The sequence below is a fragment of the Bifidobacterium sp. MSK.13.1 genome (assembly GCF_019131435.1).
Taxonomy (GTDB): domain Bacteria; phylum Actinomycetota; class Actinomycetes; order Actinomycetales; family Bifidobacteriaceae; genus Bifidobacterium; species Bifidobacterium pseudocatenulatum.
In genome coordinates this window covers 1-18705 of the sequence record NZ_JAHOMM010000007.1, presented here as the reverse complement: position 1 = coordinate 18705, position 18705 = coordinate 1, and the positions used below count along the sequence as shown (strand labels likewise).

General features: G+C 55.4%; 15 protein-coding genes. All 15 read left to right on the top strand.

What is annotated here, in order from left to right; genetic code table 11:
• Positions 1 to 321 precede the first annotated feature (321 nt).
• Positions 322 to 633, top strand: coding sequence for a WXG100 family type VII secretion target (locus KSY55_RS07345; RefSeq protein WP_022245615.1), 312 nt, complete (start codon positions 322 to 324; stop codon positions 631 to 633).
• 42 nt (positions 634 to 675) lie between these two features.
• Positions 676 to 963, top strand: a complete 288-nt coding sequence (locus KSY55_RS07340; protein ID WP_004221394.1) for a WXG100 family type VII secretion target — start codon at positions 676 to 678, stop codon at positions 961 to 963.
• A gap of 96 nt (positions 964 to 1059) precedes the next feature.
• Positions 1060 to 1530, top strand: a complete 471-nt coding sequence (locus KSY55_RS07335; RefSeq protein ID WP_022245614.1) for a hypothetical protein — start codon at positions 1060 to 1062, stop codon at positions 1528 to 1530.
• A 57-nt stretch (positions 1531 to 1587) separates the two neighbouring features.
• Positions 1588 to 3390 carry a S8 family serine peptidase gene (locus KSY55_RS07330; protein WP_144140039.1) on the top strand — a complete coding sequence of 601 codons (1803 nt, stop codon included), beginning with the start codon at positions 1588 to 1590 and terminating at the stop codon, positions 3388 to 3390.
• A 35-nt stretch (positions 3391 to 3425) separates the two neighbouring features.
• On the top strand, positions 3426 to 4931 hold the full coding sequence (locus tag KSY55_RS07325; protein WP_117675755.1) for a hypothetical protein: 1506 nt from the start codon (positions 3426 to 3428) through the stop codon (positions 4929 to 4931).
• Positions 4932 to 5098: 167 nt separating this feature from the next.
• On the top strand, positions 5099 to 6172 hold the full coding sequence (locus KSY55_RS07320) for a hypothetical protein (RefSeq protein ID WP_134862825.1): 1074 nt from the start codon (positions 5099 to 5101) through the stop codon (positions 6170 to 6172).
• Between the two features lie 76 nt (positions 6173 to 6248).
• A complete protein-coding gene (locus tag KSY55_RS07315) occupies positions 6249 to 7301 on the top strand; it encodes a hypothetical protein (RefSeq protein ID WP_065437334.1) in 1053 nt (350 codons plus the stop codon).
• Positions 7302 to 7374: 73 nt separating this feature from the next.
• Positions 7375 to 7827 (top strand): hypothetical protein, encoded by a 453-nt coding sequence (locus KSY55_RS07310; protein ID WP_226557125.1) that lies wholly within the window; start codon positions 7375 to 7377, stop codon positions 7825 to 7827.
• On the top strand, positions 7799 to 8941 hold the full coding sequence (locus KSY55_RS07305; RefSeq protein ID WP_065437333.1) for a hypothetical protein: 1143 nt from the start codon (positions 7799 to 7801) through the stop codon (positions 8939 to 8941). The genes KSY55_RS07310 and KSY55_RS07305 overlap by 29 nt, the downstream gene beginning before the upstream one ends.
• On the top strand, positions 8941 to 9975 hold the full coding sequence (locus KSY55_RS07300; protein WP_171843161.1) for an FHA domain-containing protein: 1035 nt from the start codon (positions 8941 to 8943) through the stop codon (positions 9973 to 9975). The genes KSY55_RS07305 and KSY55_RS07300 overlap by 1 nt, the downstream gene beginning before the upstream one ends.
• Complete coding sequence (gene eccCb, locus KSY55_RS07295) at positions 9975 to 13901, top strand: type VII secretion protein EccCb (protein ID WP_254881887.1); 3927 nt, start codon at positions 9975 to 9977, stop codon at positions 13899 to 13901. Before KSY55_RS07300 ends, eccCb begins: the two co-directional genes overlap by 1 nt.
• A 185-nt stretch (positions 13902 to 14086) precedes the next feature.
• Positions 14087 to 15469: a phosphoglucosamine mutase gene (glmM, locus tag KSY55_RS07290; protein WP_217749652.1), complete on the top strand. Its 1383-nt coding sequence runs from the start codon at positions 14087 to 14089 to the stop codon at positions 15467 to 15469.
• Between the two features lie 63 nt (positions 15470 to 15532).
• Positions 15533 to 16189: a peptide deformylase gene (locus tag KSY55_RS07285; RefSeq protein WP_217749651.1), complete on the top strand. Its 657-nt coding sequence runs from the start codon at positions 15533 to 15535 to the stop codon at positions 16187 to 16189.
• Positions 16190 to 16715: 526 nt separating this feature from the next.
• The gene (locus KSY55_RS07280; protein WP_117502139.1) at positions 16716 to 18245 is read left to right on the top strand and encodes a DNA polymerase III subunit epsilon; all 1530 of its coding nucleotides are present in this window, start codon (positions 16716 to 16718) and stop codon (positions 18243 to 18245) included.
• A gap of 224 nt (positions 18246 to 18469) precedes the next feature.
• On the top strand, positions 18470 to 18705 hold a 236-nt coding region (locus tag KSY55_RS07275; RefSeq protein WP_217749650.1), incomplete at its 3' end, for a hypothetical protein.

The window sequence follows — 18705 nt, the reverse complement described above, 5'->3', positions numbered from 1 at the left end:
ATGCTCTTCCTTAGAGAATGCCGTAAGGCGCTGTATCGTGTCTATAAACAATACAACTATAAGGCATTGAGAAAAATGATTGCATTTTTGCAGTGATTGTCATTTGTTTCTGAAAAAATTGCTTAATTTTCAGTAAAATTGCTATGCCCAAGTGACTTTTAAGTTAACGTCAAACGATTGACGTGAGTTCATCTCGGGTTTTGGATACTTAATGAACTTAAATTTTACTGAATTTGTTATTGCTGTTATTGTTATTCCTTGGGGGAGTCGTGTCTCATTGTGGCTTCCCTAAGAAAGAATGCCTCCAAGGAAGGAAACAAGATGGCGGAACAGATCAGAGCCGAAGAAGGGGCAATTGAAAAGGGTGCCACTGCGGTCGACAATGCGCGCTCGGGTATCGAGAACCGAATCAAAGATATCGAAGCGAAGATGGCGGAGCTGGGCTCTTTCTGGAGTGGTGACGCGGCCGTGTCGTTCAACGCGCTGATGTCCAGTTGGCAGGAGAAGGCCACGTCCTTGAACAATATTCTCATTGATCTTTCGGATAACCTACGGGGTACAGCCAAGGATCAGGCTGCGAATGAGGAAGACAACCAGTCCCGTACGTCCAAGTTGCAGGCGTTGCTTGGCTGACATCATCGAATTGAACTAGAAAGCTCAAGGAGAAAACATATTATGGTAAGTTCTTTTTCGGTTCGTCCGGAGCAGGTGGATGTTTTGGCGAGCGATATCGCTGCCGATGCCAAGAGCATTGCTCAGGAGCTTGAAAACCTCAATAGCCAGGTGAGCGCTTTGATTGGTCAGTGGGACGGTTCCGCTCGTGAGGCATATCATCAGGCGCAACGCAATTGGGATGGCAAGTTGCAGGAAATGAATCAGATTCTTGGCCAGATTTCCCAAGCCACCTCACAGATCGCACAGCAGTACGTGGAGTCTGACGCGCGTTCGGCGGGTCGTTTCTGATGTCGTGCGATTCCGTGTGTGTTCCACGAAAGGTGTGGGGCGCACACGGAATCTTTCCGGTTGGGAATATGGGTGTTGACGAGGAGCGGATCGGGTATGGTAGTTGAGATCAAAGCGGATGTTGACAATGCGCGTGCGATAGCGAATGACATGGATTCATATGGCGAGTCGGTTTCTGAATCTGCAGGGCGTTGCGGCCAGGAAGCGTATAGCCGCGATACTGCTTTTGGCAAGGAATTCATGAGGAGCGCTTCCGCGTATACCCAGCTGCTACAGGGAACTGGAGCGAATATAGGCGAAGCCATGAGTAGTTTCTCGCAGCGCGTTTGCAGCGCTGCGAAAATATTTGAACAGGCCGAAGAACAGCAGGTGGCTTCTATCGATAAGGCTGAGGTAACAGTTCAGGAGGCTGCACCTGTTGTTGGAAAAACAAAGGGTAAAGCATCCGACATACACGAGACTTCTAAGAAGAACGAGAGCGATGAGGCGTTTGAGCCGCTGCTGTCATTAGTGGATAGTGTGGTGAATGTGCTTTCGATTCCTCCGCTACCGCCGAAGACTCTTTGAATTTGCTGATTAAGTGACGTGTTGCGTTTGTTATTTCCATACGAGAAGGGGTTATTGATGACGCGAGATTTGTGTGCATCGCATGTGCGAAAGGTGCGCGGCGTGGTGTCGGCGTTGGCGGCGGTGTTGGCTTGTGTGGGGTTGTGTGTGCCGTCGGCGGTGGCTTCGGATGGTGTGGATTGGCGTGTCGATGGTATGGGCGTGCGCGACGCATGGGCGTCGGGTATCACCGGCAAGGGCGTGAAGGTCGCCGTGCTTGATAATCAGATTGTGTCCGACTATCCCGCGCTGGCGGGCGCGGACGTGTCGTACAAGCTGGTGACCGAGGGCGGCCAGCCCTGCTATCTGGAAACCGGTGATGGTTCCGTTTCCTCCGAGCCGGTTTCCACGGATGATCCAACGGTCCTTTCGTCCAGTGGATACATGATGACGCATGGCACTCACATGGTGTCGCTGATTGCGGGTAACGGTAGCGGCTGGGATGGTGGTTCCGGTATCCAAGGCATCGCTTCTAGGGCTTCCGTGATTGCCTATATGCTGGACGCGGACTCAAAGGGCAATCTGGGAGAGCTTAATATGCCTCTTGCCTGCAGAACTCAGAATAACGAATCCACTGTGCAGACAATAGGTCCGAGTGTTCGTGATGCGGTTGATTCCGGCGCGAGGATCATCAATATGTCGTTCGGGTATGGGGATGTCAGTGATGCTATTTTCCGAGACTATATGTTGTATGCGCTGCGCCATGGCGTGGTGATGGTCTCAGGTAGGTCCAATGGCTCTTGGGCTGGCCTATATGATCTGGTGGGCGCTCCGGGCACGACTGATTATTTCCCCGGTGTGGTGACGGTGAACGCGGTGGATTCGGCGGGGAATCTGCAGGAGTCGTCGGATGTGATGGACGGGAACGTTTCGGTGCTGAGTCCGGGCGTGGGCGTGCCGTCCTACCGGAGCACGGATTCGCGTGAGATGGATTTGACTGGCGGCGGCACGTCGACCGCGGCGGCGAATCTGAGCGCGTATCTCGCGCTCGTGATGCAGCGGTGGCCGGATGCGACGGGCAACCAGATCCTGCAGTCCCTGATTCGCAACACGAAGGGCAACGCGTCGGGCGGGCCGAAACTGGATCCGGAACACAAGCGTGGTTTCGGGATCGTGGATCCAGGCAAGTTGCTGTCGGTCGATCCGACCCGGTACCCGGATGTGAACCCGCTCCTGGAATGGGCCGTGAAGACCAGCGGGGAGCATGAGGAGACCAAGGGCATGTACGAGTATCCATCCCCATTGGGGAGGAATGGAGTAGCGGATACCGACGTGTTCTCTCCGAACGGGGAGAGGATTTCGGTTACGGTCGAGGCGTCCTTGGTGGGTCGTGAGCTGCAGCGTCAGCAGGCCGCGTGGGAGAAGGTGGAGTCGTGCCGTGCGGACGGCGGGAGCGATTGCATGAAGTATTCCTCGACGGCCACGGCCGATGAGGAGGATGGGAAGGTCGCCGGGGATATGGCGTCGGATGCTTCGGGTTCGTCCGTGGTGCCGTCGTGGGTGGTTCCCGTGGTGCTGGCGGGTGCCGGTGTGCTGGTGTTGGCTGGCGTGGTGCTGGCGGCGGTGCTGGTCCGCAGGATGCGGAGGGCGAGGGATGCGGGCCGTGCCGTGCCGGTTGGAACCGTCGGTGGGGCCGGTGTTCCGCCGGTCCCGTATGGTGTGGCGCCATCGTATGGCGGTCCCGCGGCGCGGTCCGCTCCCGTCGCTGGCTCGTATCCGAACGCCGGTGCGCCGGCCGGATACGCGTACCCTCCAACGCAGGCTGGGAACGGGCAGGTCGGTCAGCACGTTCCTCAACCGCCATTGCCGCCTAGGCAATAAACGATAGCGGGTAAGAAGACACGAGAGGAAGATTTATGGAAACATATGAGGAAAAACTGTCAGATATCGCCAATACCGCCAAGTGGTCTATTGAGGAATTTGACGATTTCAAACGGTTTGAACGAGTCATAGATGATGCCGCCGCGAAACTCAAAACCATGAAAAAGGAACTTGAAGAAGGTTATGTTTTTGGGGGCGAAACCCAAAAGGTAGCTTTGGAATGCGCTCAAGGAATTTCCGAAGGTATTGAGGATGTGGACATACCAACAGCCTTGCGTAAACTATTTAAGACTGTTGACGCATACAATCAGGCGATCGACGATGCGAGGAATGTGGAGCTGCCCGGCACTAGGTTGACCAGTGATATTGAACAAGCTATTAAAGCGGCTGAAACGCCATTGAATATTGTCGTTCCCGGATTAGGAACATTAACCGGGATAATTGGAAATGCCGGCGTCAGCCTGATCTCAAACATGCTTGCCGATAAACGAGAGGAGACTGCAAAGAAGGAATACCAGCGAATTAAGTCAGAATGTAAGCAGAAGTGTCCTAGAAATGATTTACCGTCTGCTCCCGTTGTCGATATCAACGGCCTGTGGCCAGCACAGGATGGTGAAAACAATTCTTCGGAAAACGATGGTGTGTATCCCACCTCGTTTGGCGACACTGGAATCTCAGCTGCCGTAGCAGGTGGCGCTGGTCTCGCGGCCGCTGGCGGTGCGGCTGTCGCATCATCGAAATTCTCCAATACCCCCAAATCAGGTTCGGCCTCAATCTCCCGGCCCAACGTGAGCCCTACGCCGCCTCTTCCTCCACGTAACAACCCTACGGACGCTGCCGATACGGGCGGTGACAATAACAATAGCCATAATGGTCGGGTGTTTGACCCGAACACCGGTGAATGGATCGACACAAGCAAATACGTGTATGATCCGGCAAGCGGACGTTGGCTTGACCGTAACCTATACGTATACGATCCGGCGACAGGCCGCTACGTGTATCGGAACCACATGGCCGTGGATAGCGATATGAGCTATAACGGTTCCGGTTCCGCCCATGGCGGCATGTCCGGAGGCTCTGCGGGATCGGGTTCCGGAATCGGGCGTACTGCGGTGGCGGCTGGCGCTGGCGCTGGCATCGGTGCCGGTGGAGCGTTAGCCGTATCCAAGCTCGCAGGTGGAGCTGGTTCAAGTTCCGGAGCACTGTCTGAAGCTTCCATGGCAGCGGTTTCTGGCTCCGGCGTCGGTTCGTATTATGCGAACAATCCGGTCAAGGCGTCCATTGCATCCTCGTCGATCAAAGGTGCAACCGGTATGGCTGCGGGATTGCGCAAGGGAGAAATTGCGCGTGCCGAAGCTGCGGCGTCATCTCGTGCAAACACTCCGGGAATGATGGGTATGGGGCGTGGCGGTGCGTCTCAGAGCAAGGATAAGAGACGCAACTCCTTGGGCTACATTGCTCCGACCATTGAAGAGGAAGAAGAATTCCAGCCCAAGCCGTTGGCGGCCATGGCAGGTCACCGCAGGCGTCCCGGTGAATGAGGCATGGGCGGAATGCGCTATGCGCATGACCGCACGTCGTTGAACAAAACGTTCTCTTGTTGAACAGGAAAGGAGCGAAGGCAGTGTCTTCCTCATGCATATGCGTTGACCCGTCCGATCTGGAAACGTCGGCGAAAAACTATGAACAGGCCGCACAACAGTTCGCTATGGCAAAAGCGCAGTTTGTGTCTGCGGGAACCCCGAATTTCGGGCTGATTCTCAAATGCCTGGAACCGGCGTATGAAGCGGCGAAGCAGTCTACGCAAGAATACTTGGCCAACGTTGAAGCAATGCTGAAATTGATTGCTTCGGCCATACAGGGGACCGTAGAAGATTCCACCACCACTGAAGAGGAGATACTTGAAGCGCTGAAGAAGATTCTGCAACTGCTTCAGCAGGTGGATGACAAGTTGGATTCCTCGGATCCTCATAACGCACGGTCCGAGGGAAATGGCGGAATAGGCAGCAATTCCGGCTATGGCGGCAGCTTTGGCAATGGTGGTGGCTCAAGAGCTGATTCCTTGCAAAGCAAGCAATATCAGCCAGTGGATCAGTTTAATGGTCGATCCGACGATGGTTCCGAAGCGGCAGGAAGTCCGGCATCATCTGCGACAGGTTCTGGTGCAATGGCGTCGGGATCGCAAGAATTCGGCCATGATCAGAAAAAAACAACATCTGATGGTGCGCGTGATGCGGCGGAATCGAACACTTATCCGATTTTCAATGAGGTTCCACTTCCAACAAGACCAACCACGATTGGATTGGATGTGGATGGAAACGCCAAAGACGACTACTCTCTGAATCTCATTGATGGCAATACGCATGCCGTGATTGGGGCGGATGGTTCCGTTATTCTGACAAAGCGTGACAATTCCACCATTCCGATGCCTTCTGATGCAAGCAAAACAGGATCCGCTTCGTTTGATCTGGATGCGGACAACGATGGCGTGGATGACGTGTCCATGAACTCCGATTCAGGCGCGAATGCCCGTTTCAGCGTATATGAGGATGAAGATTCGCGGTACGTTGCCCTCGACTACGACAATGACGGCGATTACGATGTCGCCGTCCGCGTCGGAGATTCCGAAGCGGCAAGGGAAGCCATGCGTAAGCAAGCCGAGGATGAAGCCTGGCAAAGCATCGCAGCTAAAGATCCTCTGGGAAGAACGGCGGATGAGCTTCGTGCCTTGTACGAAGACAGAGAAACCATTCAGCTACCTGAACGCACGACGATTCAATAAAACAGGATGCTGTGCAAAGCATATCCGGCCGTAACCGGGTAAATATCACATTCAAACTATACACAAGGGGAAGAGTATGGCTGCAAAAGAAGATGATGGCTCTGCCAACGACTTGCATTTCGGCCCGATTACCATCGATGTTCCAGACGATTTAAGCGACATTAAACGCGACTTGAAGTTTTATCAAAAAGTCGGCGAGGCCTATGACAGTAGGAAAGTGGGAAAGGCTGCCTCAGCCCTCCTTTCCGGGCAGAAATTTGGCTACACGTCAGCCGACAAAGTGGTTGGGAGAATCCTGGAAAAAACAGGATTTGATAAGAAAGACATCGGAAGGAAAAGCCAGAAGTTCGAGGATGCGTCAAAAAGGTTCACAGAATCTTTGGAAGGGGATTTGACTCGTCAAAGTGCGCATGATTTGGCGAAAACGCTGGATAGCAAGATTACTACGCTTCGCATTGCCATCTCAGGTGTTGACTTCATTTGCAAGGCATTGTTTGGTGTCAGTCCTATAGATGAGTGGGTCAGGAAACCATTCTTCGGCGATTGGGATGAGCTTCGCGATACTGCGGGAAAATGGCAGTCGCTGGCTGAAACACTGCCTGAAGTGCAGACGGCGTTATTGGAAATTTCCAATAGTCTCGACGAGACAGTGTGGTCTGGGCAGGCCGCGGACATATATGTTGTTCGCAATGAGGCGGTGGCCGACGCGCTTGTGGAAGCTCCGGAGCCATGTTCGGAAATGGCCCAGGCGTTGAACGCTTTGGCGGACAATGCGGAAAAAACATTGAATCTGATATTCGACACGTTGAGTGAAATCATTTCGCTGTTGAAGCTTATTGCGGGTGAGCTGATTATTCCTGGAGCCGGTCCGGTGCTCGCTACGGTCACTGTCGCTGCGGAAGTCACCCAGGCGATTCAATGGGCATCCGATATCGTGGAATATCTTAACAATCTGTATGAAGCCCTTAACGGATTGTGTGTATGCCTCATGGTTATGCAACGGCTTTCCGTAAAAACAGAGGGCATGCTGAGCGTTTTTGGCGGAGGCACGTCGAACGGTGGAACTGGCAGTACGTCGAATGACGTAGCGTTTGCCGGGGCATCCGGTGGATCGTCCGATGGAAGATAATCGTCATGTCCTTCCAACCGCATCGTTATGACTTGCATTGCGAAACGGACGATGACCTCGGTACGACAATTTTATGTGCGAAGAAAAGAGAAGTGGAATGACATCAGCGGAATTCGAAGCTTTCATGAACCAAATGGATTCACTGTCTGCCCGGCTTGACAAGCAGCGGGCGAAATTCGAAAAAGAGAAAGTTCAAATAGATGAAAAAATAGCCGAAAAAACGAAAGAACTTGAAAATAAGCGGCGTAAAGGTGAATGTGGGCGCGCTTGGCAAGTATTGCAGCAGCGTATCGACATGGGGAAAACCTGTGAGGAAGACATCCTTGCTGGCATTGACAAGTCTCCGGAAGCGCGTGAAGTACGTGGTTACCTCGCGCAGAATATGAGTTATGTGCGAGATAGCGTGGAGGATGCGGACGACGAAGATAATGAAGCGGCCCAGGCTCGTGTTGCGCTCGATAAAGGAATGACTCGTCTGCGTGAGTGGGAAAGCCAATATGCGGCACAAAGAAACCAAGCCAGCTGACTTACAGGCGATATGCATTGTATCGCTCGTCTGCGCAGTGCTTTTTGCTGGTATTGCCGTTACGGTGCTGTCCGAAAGCGTGTTGCTTCCCGGTGGCGACGAGCGGATGCGAGGATTGCCTGTGCTGCTTGTGGCAAGCCTCATATTGCTGATGCTGTTTTGTGATCGGTTATGCGTGGTGAGCATACGCTCACACGAGCAAACCGTTGCGCTGGTTGCCATGGCTTGCGCTGTGCTGCTGTCGGTGTGTGCCGGTGTGGCGGCGAGCTGCGTTGAACCTTGCGCTCAGCCGATCGCGGCGGCGGTTTTCCTATCTTCTTCTTGCGTATGCCTCAATATGTCGTTAATGACGGTTTGCATTGATCAGCCGGTGCTTAATGGCGTGATATCCGCATGCTTTGCCGTATCGTTGCTGTTGCTGCTCGCCAGTACGGGAACGCTGATGTGTTCGTTGGACGTACGGCTGCTTGCCGGTTTGGTGCTTGCCGCTGCCATATGCTGTCTGCAAATGCTGCCGAACATCGTGGTGCATGTGCCGGACCGTTATCTTGTGCAATGGCGTGCCTACATGACACGTCGTTGGACGGTGCGCGGTGGCATTCCCGAAGAGGCCCGTGTATTGACCCAAGTTGATATTCGTGAAGATATGCAGACGTTTCAGGCCCGATACGCGACCGGTTTCGTGCTTTGCTTGGCGCTGCTGGTATTGCCGTACGCGGCATTGGTCGCATTCTGCGATTTCCATCGGATGTATGATGCTGTCGGCTTTCTCGTGCTTACCGCGGCCCTGTTTCTCTTTCTCACCCTTAAGCCGCGCCGGTCGGGCAGACCTTTCGAACGGTACTGCATGCGTTTGTCTGCGGTGATGGTGATGGCTATGGCCTGCGTGAGGGCCTGGGGCTTCATGACAACCGAAAACATGAGGCTGTTCGGCGTATGCGCGATTGGCCTGATTGGCGTTCTGCTGGTATATGCCATTCCTGTGCAAAAAGGCGGTTTTCATTCGCTTGTATTGTCTCGCGCCGGCGATGCGTTGTGCTTCCTGTCCATGATGGTCACGCCTGTGGCGGCTTTCTTCGCAGCTGGCGCGTTGCAGTACATAAGGGGATTGTGATGTCGGATTCGAATTCCGTAATGAGATGTCGTCCGGCAGGAGCCGGAAAACAATGTGCGGCCGCATTCGTCGATTGCGGTTTCGTATTGCTTTGCGGCGTGATTGCGGCTTTGCTCGGACATAATATTCCCGTCACGTTCCTGGTGATGCTCGAATCGGTTGCGGTGCTGGCTATTGGAGAAGGTTCGCGCGGTCTGACTCCGGGGAATATGATGTTCGGTTTGCGTACGGTTCGCGTGGAAGGCATGCGTGACGTCACGGCGGGAACTTTGCCCGCCGGAATGGGCCGGATTCTTGTGAAGTATTGTGTGCTTATCGGATCCACGCTTGCGTTGGTCATAGGTCTGATTGCGGTGATTTGCTCACCGTTGTTCGCCAAGGATGATTTGCATCAGGGATGGGCAGACAGACTGGCATCTTTGGGATGCGTCGATATTCATCAACGTGTTGAGGCGTTGGAGGAACAACCGGTCGTATCGAGGCAAATTCCTCCGGTTCCCATGCCTCGGATGCAGCCCACTCCTCCCGTGCCTCTTCCCAAAACAGTGGCGGACGTGTCCAAACCGGTTCCCATGCCAACGGCAAAACAGGTTTCTCCTGTACCCATGCCTTCGGAAAAGCCGATGTATCCGGTTCGGACAACGGTTGAACAACAGACGGCCTCGGTGCCAGTGACACCTCCTGAGAAACCCCAAACCTTTCTCTTCTTTGAAGATGGCTCCAAGCGAACTCTCAGCGTGCCTTCTTCATTGATTCTCGGGCGCAAGCCAGCCCCGCAGCAGACAGGGGACATCGCGTTGGCTGTGCCTGACCATACTGGTACGGTCTCACGAAACCATGCTCGGATCGAATTGGTGGACGACCAAATCTGGATCACTGACTTAGCGAGCACCAACGGTACGCGAGTGCTTGACGAAAGCGGCGAAGAGACGGAACTTGAACCGAACGTCCGAACGCGTATGCATGTCGGATCCCGCATCGGACTGGGAGACATGGGCTGCAGCATCATCACATCGAAAAGCAGGAGGCGTTGATGGCTATTACTGCGGAACAACAAAACAGCAGGCTCGAAGGTCCCAAACCTCCAAAAGGAAAAATCGTATTGCAGGCACCACCCGAGCTTGAACCCAGCGACGGTGTCAACACGCTGCTCACATCGTTGGTGCCATTGTTGGGCACCGCCAGCGCCATGGTCATGATGCTGATGACCAATTCGGGACTCACCGGCATGCTTACCGGCGGCATGTTCATGGTGTCGTCATTGGGATTCGTGGCGGTCAACGGCTTCCGCCAACGTTCGCAACGCATGGCGAACCTCACGGCGGCAAGACGTGAATATCTCACTTATTTGGCTGGCATACGCAAAACCGTGCGCACCGCGGGAAGGAAACAACGCAATGCCGCATTGTGGAACGCTCCATCCCCATCCTCGTTGACGGCGATCGCCCAGGAACCGGAACGTTGCTGGGAACGTGTTCCCGCAGACGACGATTTCATGATATTACGTTGCGGCACGCATAGTGTGCCATTGTGCCTGCAGCTTGAATCACCTGAATTGCCTCCACTCGCGCAGCTCGACCCGGTTTCGGCATCGGCGGCGCATCGTTTCATGCTTGCACATAAAACGTTGCACAATATGCCTTACGGCATTGACCTGAGGAAATACAAGCGTGTGGAATTGCTTGGAGACGAAAGCCAGACGCAGGCGCTCGCAAGAGCCATGATCTGTCAAGCGGCGGTTTGGCATCCGGCTGAATGCTGCAGAGTGCTCGTACTGGCATCCGCTGATCGCATGGGGCAGTGGGAATGGGTACGGTTGCTGCCTCATAACCGTGTGCTGAACGAGAAATACTTGGAAGGCACGTATAACGGTCATGGATTTATGCTGACGAGCAACGTGCGCGAAGTTGATGCGCTGATAGGCGAGGAAGTGCTGAACCGCAACAGGCGTACCGGAGATAATGAGATTGCTCCTCATGTTTTGGTGATCAATGATGGATTCGACCGGACTGTATTGTCTCGAGAGTCCCGATTGTTCGCTGAAGACGGCCTCGGTGGAGTGACCGTGTTCGACATGCCGAATGATTGGGGGGAGCTCGAGGAAGATGACGTGCTTCGTGTGCTGTATTCGCAGACCGTGGTTGAGGAAGGACTGAACGTTCTCGAAAAGCGCGACATCAATATGGTTGAAGTGTTTTCCACGGCACTCAAGCCTGTGGAAATCCAACCGGACGAATTGACTGTGGAAGAGGCGCTCTGCATAGCGAAACGCTTGAAGAGCGTGCATGTTAACGAAACCGGAGACGATTCCTCACAATCCGTCAATCGCAAGAAATCCCCCGAATTGCCTGATCTGCTTGGCATCAGCGATATTCGTCATATCGATCTGGCGAAACTGTGGGCATATCGTGTGGGCAAGGAGCGTTTGCGCGTGCCGATCGGCCTATTCGACGACACCAGTACCGCGTTCCTTGACATCAAAGAGATGGGCCAGCATGGCATGGGCCCGCATGGCGTGCTCGTCGGCGCCACCGGTTCGGGTAAATCCGAAGTGCTGCGAACCCTGGTACTGTCGTTGGCGTTGAGCCATTCCCCGGACCAGTTGAATTTCGTACTCATCGACTTCAAAGGCGGCGCCACTTTCGCAGGTATGGACGGCATGCCTCACATTTCATCCATCATTACGAATCTCGGCAAGGAAGCGTCGCTCGTCGACCGTATGGAAGACGCGCTGGATGGCGAAGTCAACCGACGTCAGGAGCTGCTGCGAGATGCGGGCAACCTTGCCAACATCACCGAATATGAGGAGATGCGTGTCAACGGCGGGCGTAGCGATCTTAAACCGTTGCCGTCACTATTGGTCGTGGTCGACGAATTCTCCGAACTGTTGAAGGCGAAACCCGAGATCGTGCAATCGTTCGTTCGCATTGGCGCGGTCGGCCGTTCGCTGGGCATACATCTGCTCATCGCATCGCAGCGTTTGGAACAAGGCAAGCTGCGTGGTCTTGACGAGCACCTGTCATACCGTATCGGTCTGAAAACGTTCTCCGCAACCGAATCCCGTGCCGTGCTGGGCATTACGGGCGCGTACGATCTGCCAAGCCTGCCTGGCATCGGCTATCTGAAATCGCCTGACGGCACCATCACCCGCTTCCGCGCGTCTTACGTGTCGGGCGTGCCGAAGGGGTTGGACGGCGAAACCACCACCTTCCAGTATGCGGTGGAACAGATGCGAGGCAAAGGCAATCCCGCGCACGTGGTGTGGCTGCCTCCGCTGGTCACGCCGAATTCGCTCGACGATTTCATGCCGGACCTGACCGTCACCAAGGAGTATGGCTTGATTTCGCCAAGGTGGCGCAATGCCGGAGCGCTTGTCGTACCATGCGCGTTGGAAGACAAGCCACGCGAGCAGAGGCGAGACGTCATGGCCCTCAATCTTGCCGGTGCGGGAGGCCATGTGGCAGTGGTGGGCGGCCCGTTGAGCGGTAAAAGCATGATGTTGCGTTCCATCGTCGCATCGTTGGCGCTCACGCATTCGCCGCTCGAAGTGCAGTTCTATGTGATCGACTGCGGTGGCGGCGCGTTCTCCTCCATGGATGGATTGGAACATGTCAGCGGCATCGCGGCAGGCAATGAGGATGAAAAAGTCCGTCGTACGCTTGCCGAAGTCAGCGGCATCATCGACGCGCGCGAACGATTCTTCAAAGAACAGCGCATCGACGGCATGGACGCGTATCGTCGCCGTCGCGCCGAAGGCAAGGTCGACGACGGATATGGCGACGTGTTCCTCGTCATCGACGGTTGGGGCGTATTCCGCGGCGACTATGACGAATTGGAAACCAAAGTCCAGCAGATCGTTGCCCGTGGTCTCACCTTCGGCGTGCACGTGTTGTTCAGCGCGAACCGTTGGATGGAAATCCGTGCCAATATCAGCGACCTTATCGGCACCAAGCTCGAACTGCGTTTGGGCGATCCGAGCGATTCGCAAATCGACCGCCACGTTGCCGACACCGTGCCCAAGGGCGCGCCTGGCCGTGGCCTGAGCGCCAACAAACTGCATACGCTCGCAGCGCTGCCCCGCATCGATGGCGGGCATGATGCGGCGACGGTGTCCGACGGCATCAACGATCTCATCGCCAAAGTACGTTCCGCATGGCAAGGCCATCCGCATGGTCCGAAGCTGCGGTTGCTGCCCGAAAACCTGCCGTACGAGGCGATGATGGCTTCCGTCATGCGTCAAAAGGCATCCAACCAGCTCGCCAAAGGCAACATGGTGGTCGGTATCGACGAGAACGCACTGTCTCCAGTGGTGTTCGACTTCAACACCGAACCGCACTGTTACCTATTCGGTGACGCCGGTTCGGGGAAATCTACATTCCTTCGCGTGATAATCAACGAAATCGTACGAAGCTATCCGGATGGAAAAGCAAAAATTTTCATGTTGGATTATCGTCGTGCGAATCTTGCGCAGATTCCGCAGTCGCATTTTGGAGCGTACCTGACCAATGACGAACAGGCTACGGAAAGTCTCGACGCGCTTGCGGAATTCCTGAAAACCCGCATTCCGGGCCAGGACGTGACTGCCGAACAGTTGCGCGACCGTTCCTGGTGGACGGGTTCGGAAGTTTACGTGCTGGTCGACGATTACGATTTGGTCTCCACCAGCCGAGGCAACCCGCTGCGTGCGTTGGTGCCATATTTGGCGCAGGCCTCCGATCTGGGATTGCATGTGGTGGTGGCCCGCAGAACCGGCGGTGCGAGCCGAGCCATGTACGATCCGGTATTGCAGACGTTCCATGATCTCGGCATGACCGGCATTCTGCTGTCCGGAGATTCGAACGAAGGCCAGCTGATCGGCAAAGTCAAACCGAAGAAGGCGGCGCCCGGTCGCGCCCAAATCGTCACTCGAGACCAAGGCCTGTTCGTGGCGCAACTGTCGAATGCGGTATTGCGCGAATAACGCGATATTGCGAAAACGTGAGATTGCGGAAAAGCCCGCGCCGTTGCATACTGCGGTTTGCGCAACATTACGTACCGCAGTATGCAGGTATCGCAACATGCTCTCGACTGTTTCGTTGAATGGTGAACCCGTTGAGTACGATGGTGCACGGCAATATAACTTGAGATAGCGAGGACTTGAGACTCATGCCACGTATGTTCGGAACAGACGGTGTTCGAGGATTGGCGAATAGGGCTTTGACCGCACAGCTTGCGTTGGATTTGGGCGATGCTGCGGTGCGCGTGCTTGGCGATGATGGAGACAAAAGCGAATTCGACGGTCGTCGCCGTGCACTGGTCGGCCGCGATACTCGCGTTTCCGGCGATTTTCTTGCAGCGGCACTGTCCGCAGGCATGTCCGCAGGTGGATTCGACGTGATCGACGCGGGCATTATTCCAACTCCGGGTGTCGCATACCTGACTTCCGTGCTGAACGTGGAAATGGGTGCCGTGATTTCCGCATCCCATAACCCCATGCCCGACAACGGCATCAAATTCTTCGCACGCGGCGGATTCAAACTGCCTGACACCAAAGAAGACGAAATCGAAAACGTGCTCGGCCAGGATTGGGAACGCCCGACCGGTGCAGGCGTGGGACGTATCAGCCACGACACGGCAACCGCAACCAACCTGTATATCGACCATCTGGTATCCACAATCGCCCCCATCGGGCCTGACAAGTCCCAGCCGACACCGTTGAAAGGCTTGAAAGTCGTGGCTGACTGCGCCAACGGCGCCACCTCCGTGGTCGCGCCGGAAGCGTTGCGCCGCGCAGGAGCCGACGTGATCGTGATCAACGCTTCGCCAGACGGCTACAACATCAACAAGAACGCCGGATCCACACACCCCGAACAGCTGCAGGCCATGGTCAAAGCCTCCGGAGTCGACTTGGGCGTGGCATTCGACGGTGACGCCGACCGTTGCCTTGCCGTAGACGGCGAAGGCAATATGGTCAACGGCGATCAGATCATGGGCATTCTTGCACGTGCCAAGAAAAACGCGGGCAAACTCAACCACGACACCCTCGTGGTAACCGTGATGAGCAACCTCGGCCTGAAGCTCGCCCTGCGTTCCATGGGCATCAAAACCGTGCAAACCGGCGTGGGCGACCGTTACGTGCTTGAGGAAATGCTGCGCGGCGACTATTCGCTCGGCGGCGAACAGTCCGGCCACGTGATCAACCGCGAATTCGCCACCACCGGCGACGGTACACTCACCGCACTGACCTTGTGCAACGAAGTGGTCAACTCCGGCAAGAGTCTCAAAGAACTCGCATCCGACTTCCCGCAACTGCCGCAAACCCTCATCAATGTGCCAAACGTCGACAAGCTCGCAGCCAAAACCAACGCCAAAGTGCAGGCGGCCGTCGAACGCGAAGAGAAAATGCTCGGCGACACCGGCCGCGTGCTCTTGCGTCCCTCCGGCACCGAACCGCTCGTGCGCGTCATGGCTGAAGCGGAAACCCAGCAGCAGGCCGACGAGGTCTGCGACCGTCTCGCCAAAGTCGTGGCCGAAGAACTCGCCTTGTAATCACACCGCCGATACACAGTATTTGGCAATCCAAAATCCCGAACCAATCCGCGAAGGAACCCCATGTTTGGACGTAACTCGAAAGTCAACCTCGAGCTCAACCGCGAGGTCGAAAAACTCATCAAAACCGGCGGCAAGGAACAGCTGCTTCCCATCGTGCAGGCAGGTGAACCGGTACTGCGCCAGCAGACCGCAGCCTACGAAGGCCAACTGAGCCGCAAGACACTTGACAAGCTCATCGAAACCATGCGCGTCACCATGATCGAAGCGCCGGGCGTAGGTCTCGCCGCAACCCAGATCGGCCTCGGACTGGCGCTTGCCGTGGTGGAAGACCATGTGCGCGACGACGATGACGATGACCCGCGCGAAGCGGCCGAATTCCCATTCCACGTCATCATCAACCCCAGCTATGAGCCGATCGGCACCGAAACCCGCAGCTTCTACGAAGGCTGCCTGAGCTTCGACGGCTATCAGGCGGTACGCAAGCGCTGGCTCGACATCACCGCCCGCTGGCAGGATGAAGATGGCAAACAGCATGAGGAACATCTGCACGGCTGGCCGGCCCGCATCTTCCAGCACGAAACCGACCATCTGAGCGGCGAACTGTATATCGACAAGGCGGAAATCCGCAGCCTCGCCACCAACGAGAATCTTGAGGATTTCTGGTGCGACGATCCGGTTCCCACCGAAGCCGCCGCCGAATTCGGATTCGAACTGTAAACCAGGAGCGCACGCCGCAAATCGCATACATGCGCGGCGAAAAACGCTGCGGAATCCGATTGTCACGGAATCCTATCGTTGCGCAATCCGCGGAATATCCTGCAGGGGGAGAGGCCCACAGGCCTCTCCCTTTTTGTCATACCGTCATTTTTTCGTCATACCACCATGCGCATAACCAGTGCAACGCGCGCACGCATCACACTCCCCACGGCAGACGCACGTATGAGCGTAACCATGTTTGCATTTCGCAGCATTATCGACAATATCGGCGTTCGCGTTGCGATGGAATGATTTCGTACGCGACGTCGTGCTCCGTCTGCAACGCGCATGATCGTATCCTGACGACGAATGCTTGGTGAACATAATCGTTTTTCGTAGCATTGTTCTTTCTCTTACCGAAAATCAACGAAATAAAACGAACCCAAGATAACCTTTCGAATCTCAAAAAACTTAAGATTGCGCTATCCGAGAAGCATCATGGTTTTTTTGTACGCGCCGACGTGTACTGCGCCCCCTCTCGGCTACCATGCAAAGTATGAACGAAGCAAAGACGGGCCGTTCCTGGCTTACCGAAGCCAAACAAGACATCAGCCAATGGTCGGCATCGATGCCGAAAAACGCCGACAATGAGCGCATCGACTGGCATTGGGTCATGTCTCTCGACTTGGAACACGGCATCGGAGCCGCCAAAAGCCAAGGCATCGACCTGATCGCCGTTCTGAATGCCGCGGATACCACGTTTTCGTCGACCTCGGAGAAAACGGATCCCATGCAGGATTCGGTACCATCCGTCCAACAGTTGCATAATCTGCTGAAAAAGGATTTAGCGGTCCGTGACCGGCTCGAATCCATCATCGCGCAATGCAATACCACCTTCATGACGGATTTCGACCGTCTGATCGCTTCATACCGTTTGCCTCGCGCGCTCGCCTATGCGAACCGTAGGTTGTGCGACGAAATTGCCGTGTTGCGGCGCATTGGTGTTGCGATGGGATTGTGGACGATTGCCGAAGAGCGGCGGGAGCGGGTGATAGTGCCCGTGCTGCAGTCTGTTGCCGGAGCGGAAAGCCTCGTGAATCTTAACGATATTCAGGATCGTACCGCGCAGATCGTCAATGGCCGTGCCGAACGTCGTGCCGCGGAACGTGAGCAGAAGCGTGCCAGCGATTACGCCATGTCACGCGCGAATTTGAGCGGGGTGACGAGTCCGGGAGGCTCGAAGGTGTTCGACTATGGCTCCCTCGGATCCGCTGGTGGTTCCGCTGACTCGGCGGAAGCCGCGCAGGACCGACGTTTGGCGGATTACAAAAAGTCGGATTGGCGTGACGCCTACCTTCCCGGCCGTGACGTCGACACGGTGATGGGCATTGATATCGAAACTACGGGTACGGATCCGGCTCGCGTGTACATCATCGATGCCGGATTCGAATTCATGAACATGATCTCGCCTCGTCCTGCCGGCGAGCCCGCGGGCTACCGCTACGAACAGGATTATTACGAGACCGGCGATGCATATGGCCAAGCACGTCTTTCCTTCGGCGTTCCCGCGCAGAATGCGCTGCTTGGCAATCCTCTGATTCTCGACCTTACCGGTATTGACGTGCGCGATCGCGCCAGCGCGGACTTTCGTCTGTTCGACGAATGGCCCGAAGCTCAGATCGGATTGCTGCAACGACTCGAACAGCAGCCATATGTTGCGCATAACGCCCGGTTCGAGCATAGCTTTTTCATGCTGAACGTCGCCGGATATGCGGAAAGCTATCGTGCCGGCAATATCACGATCATCGACACATTGCCGATGAGCCGTCGTTGGGATGAGGGGTCGATTCCCGATGATGAGCATCCGCACGGCAACAATACGTTGGATGCGTATGCCAAACGTCAGGGCGCGTTGGATGCATCCAAAAGCGAACGACATCTTGGCTTGGAAGATACGCACATCATGCTGGTCGCCATGAAGCATCATCTGGGTGTGCTGCATGCCGAGGGGCGCGGGCCGTGGGGCGCCGGTGGCAGGCCCGGCAATGGTGGCAAGCGCTGTGGCAAGCGCTGGTAGACGGAGTCGCTCGCAGGTTGTGTGGCAAGGCGTAAGTTGGTCGGACGAATTGACGTTGCTGGATGTGTGTCAGGCGTAGTCGTGTTGTGTCTGTTCCCGCTGGATGTTTTGCCCGCTGTTTGTCTTGTACCTTTCTGTCATTCGTTCGTCTCGTGTGCGACACGCCCGGATGTTGACCTGTCGCGAGGTATGTTGAGGTTTTTCCAGCGGGATTGTGCTGTGAAATGGTGCTCATCACTCGATTTTCCCGTGTTTTCGACACGCCGGGAGATACGTTATTTTTCAACGGTTTGCACGGTGTTTACGGAAGGTCGATTTGCGTGGATCGGCAAGGACGTGTAAGTTTACATCTCGCTGCTCAGCACGGCGGTTCCGCTCCTGAGGTTCGGGACGGTCTGCTGGTGTGGTGGTGGTTTGAGAACTCAAGAGCGTATTTGTACTACTTCTTTATAGTCAATGA

Excerpts from the sequence above, each read along its gene's own strand:
- KSY55_RS07280 (WP_117502139.1), top strand. The coding sequence starts at position 16,716 with ATGCAAAGTATGAACGAAGCAAAGACGGGCCGTTCCTGGCTTACCGAA.
- KSY55_RS07300 (WP_171843161.1), top strand. The coding sequence starts at position 8,941 with ATGTCGGATTCGAATTCCGTAATGAGATGTCGTCCGGCAGGAGCCGGA.
- KSY55_RS07335 (WP_022245614.1), top strand. The coding sequence starts at position 1,060 with ATGGTAGTTGAGATCAAAGCGGATGTTGACAATGCGCGTGCGATAGCG.
- KSY55_RS07325 (WP_117675755.1), top strand. The coding sequence starts at position 3,426 with ATGGAAACATATGAGGAAAAACTGTCAGATATCGCCAATACCGCCAAG.
- KSY55_RS07345 (WP_022245615.1), top strand. The coding sequence starts at position 322 with ATGGCGGAACAGATCAGAGCCGAAGAAGGGGCAATTGAAAAGGGTGCC.
- KSY55_RS07315 (WP_065437334.1), top strand. The coding sequence starts at position 6,249 with ATGGCTGCAAAAGAAGATGATGGCTCTGCCAACGACTTGCATTTCGGC.
- eccCb (WP_254881887.1), top strand. The coding sequence starts at position 9,975 with ATGGCTATTACTGCGGAACAACAAAACAGCAGGCTCGAAGGTCCCAAA.
- KSY55_RS07320 (WP_134862825.1), top strand. The coding sequence starts at position 5,099 with ATGGCAAAAGCGCAGTTTGTGTCTGCGGGAACCCCGAATTTCGGGCTG.
- glmM (WP_217749652.1), top strand. The coding sequence starts at position 14,087 with ATGCCACGTATGTTCGGAACAGACGGTGTTCGAGGATTGGCGAATAGG.
- KSY55_RS07330 (WP_144140039.1), top strand. The coding sequence starts at position 1,588 with ATGACGCGAGATTTGTGTGCATCGCATGTGCGAAAGGTGCGCGGCGTG.
- KSY55_RS07310 (WP_226557125.1), top strand. The coding sequence starts at position 7,375 with ATGTGCGAAGAAAAGAGAAGTGGAATGACATCAGCGGAATTCGAAGCT.
- KSY55_RS07340 (WP_004221394.1), top strand. The coding sequence starts at position 676 with ATGGTAAGTTCTTTTTCGGTTCGTCCGGAGCAGGTGGATGTTTTGGCG.
- KSY55_RS07285 (WP_217749651.1), top strand. The coding sequence starts at position 15,533 with ATGTTTGGACGTAACTCGAAAGTCAACCTCGAGCTCAACCGCGAGGTC.
- KSY55_RS07305 (WP_065437333.1), top strand. The coding sequence starts at position 7,799 with ATGCGGCACAAAGAAACCAAGCCAGCTGACTTACAGGCGATATGCATT.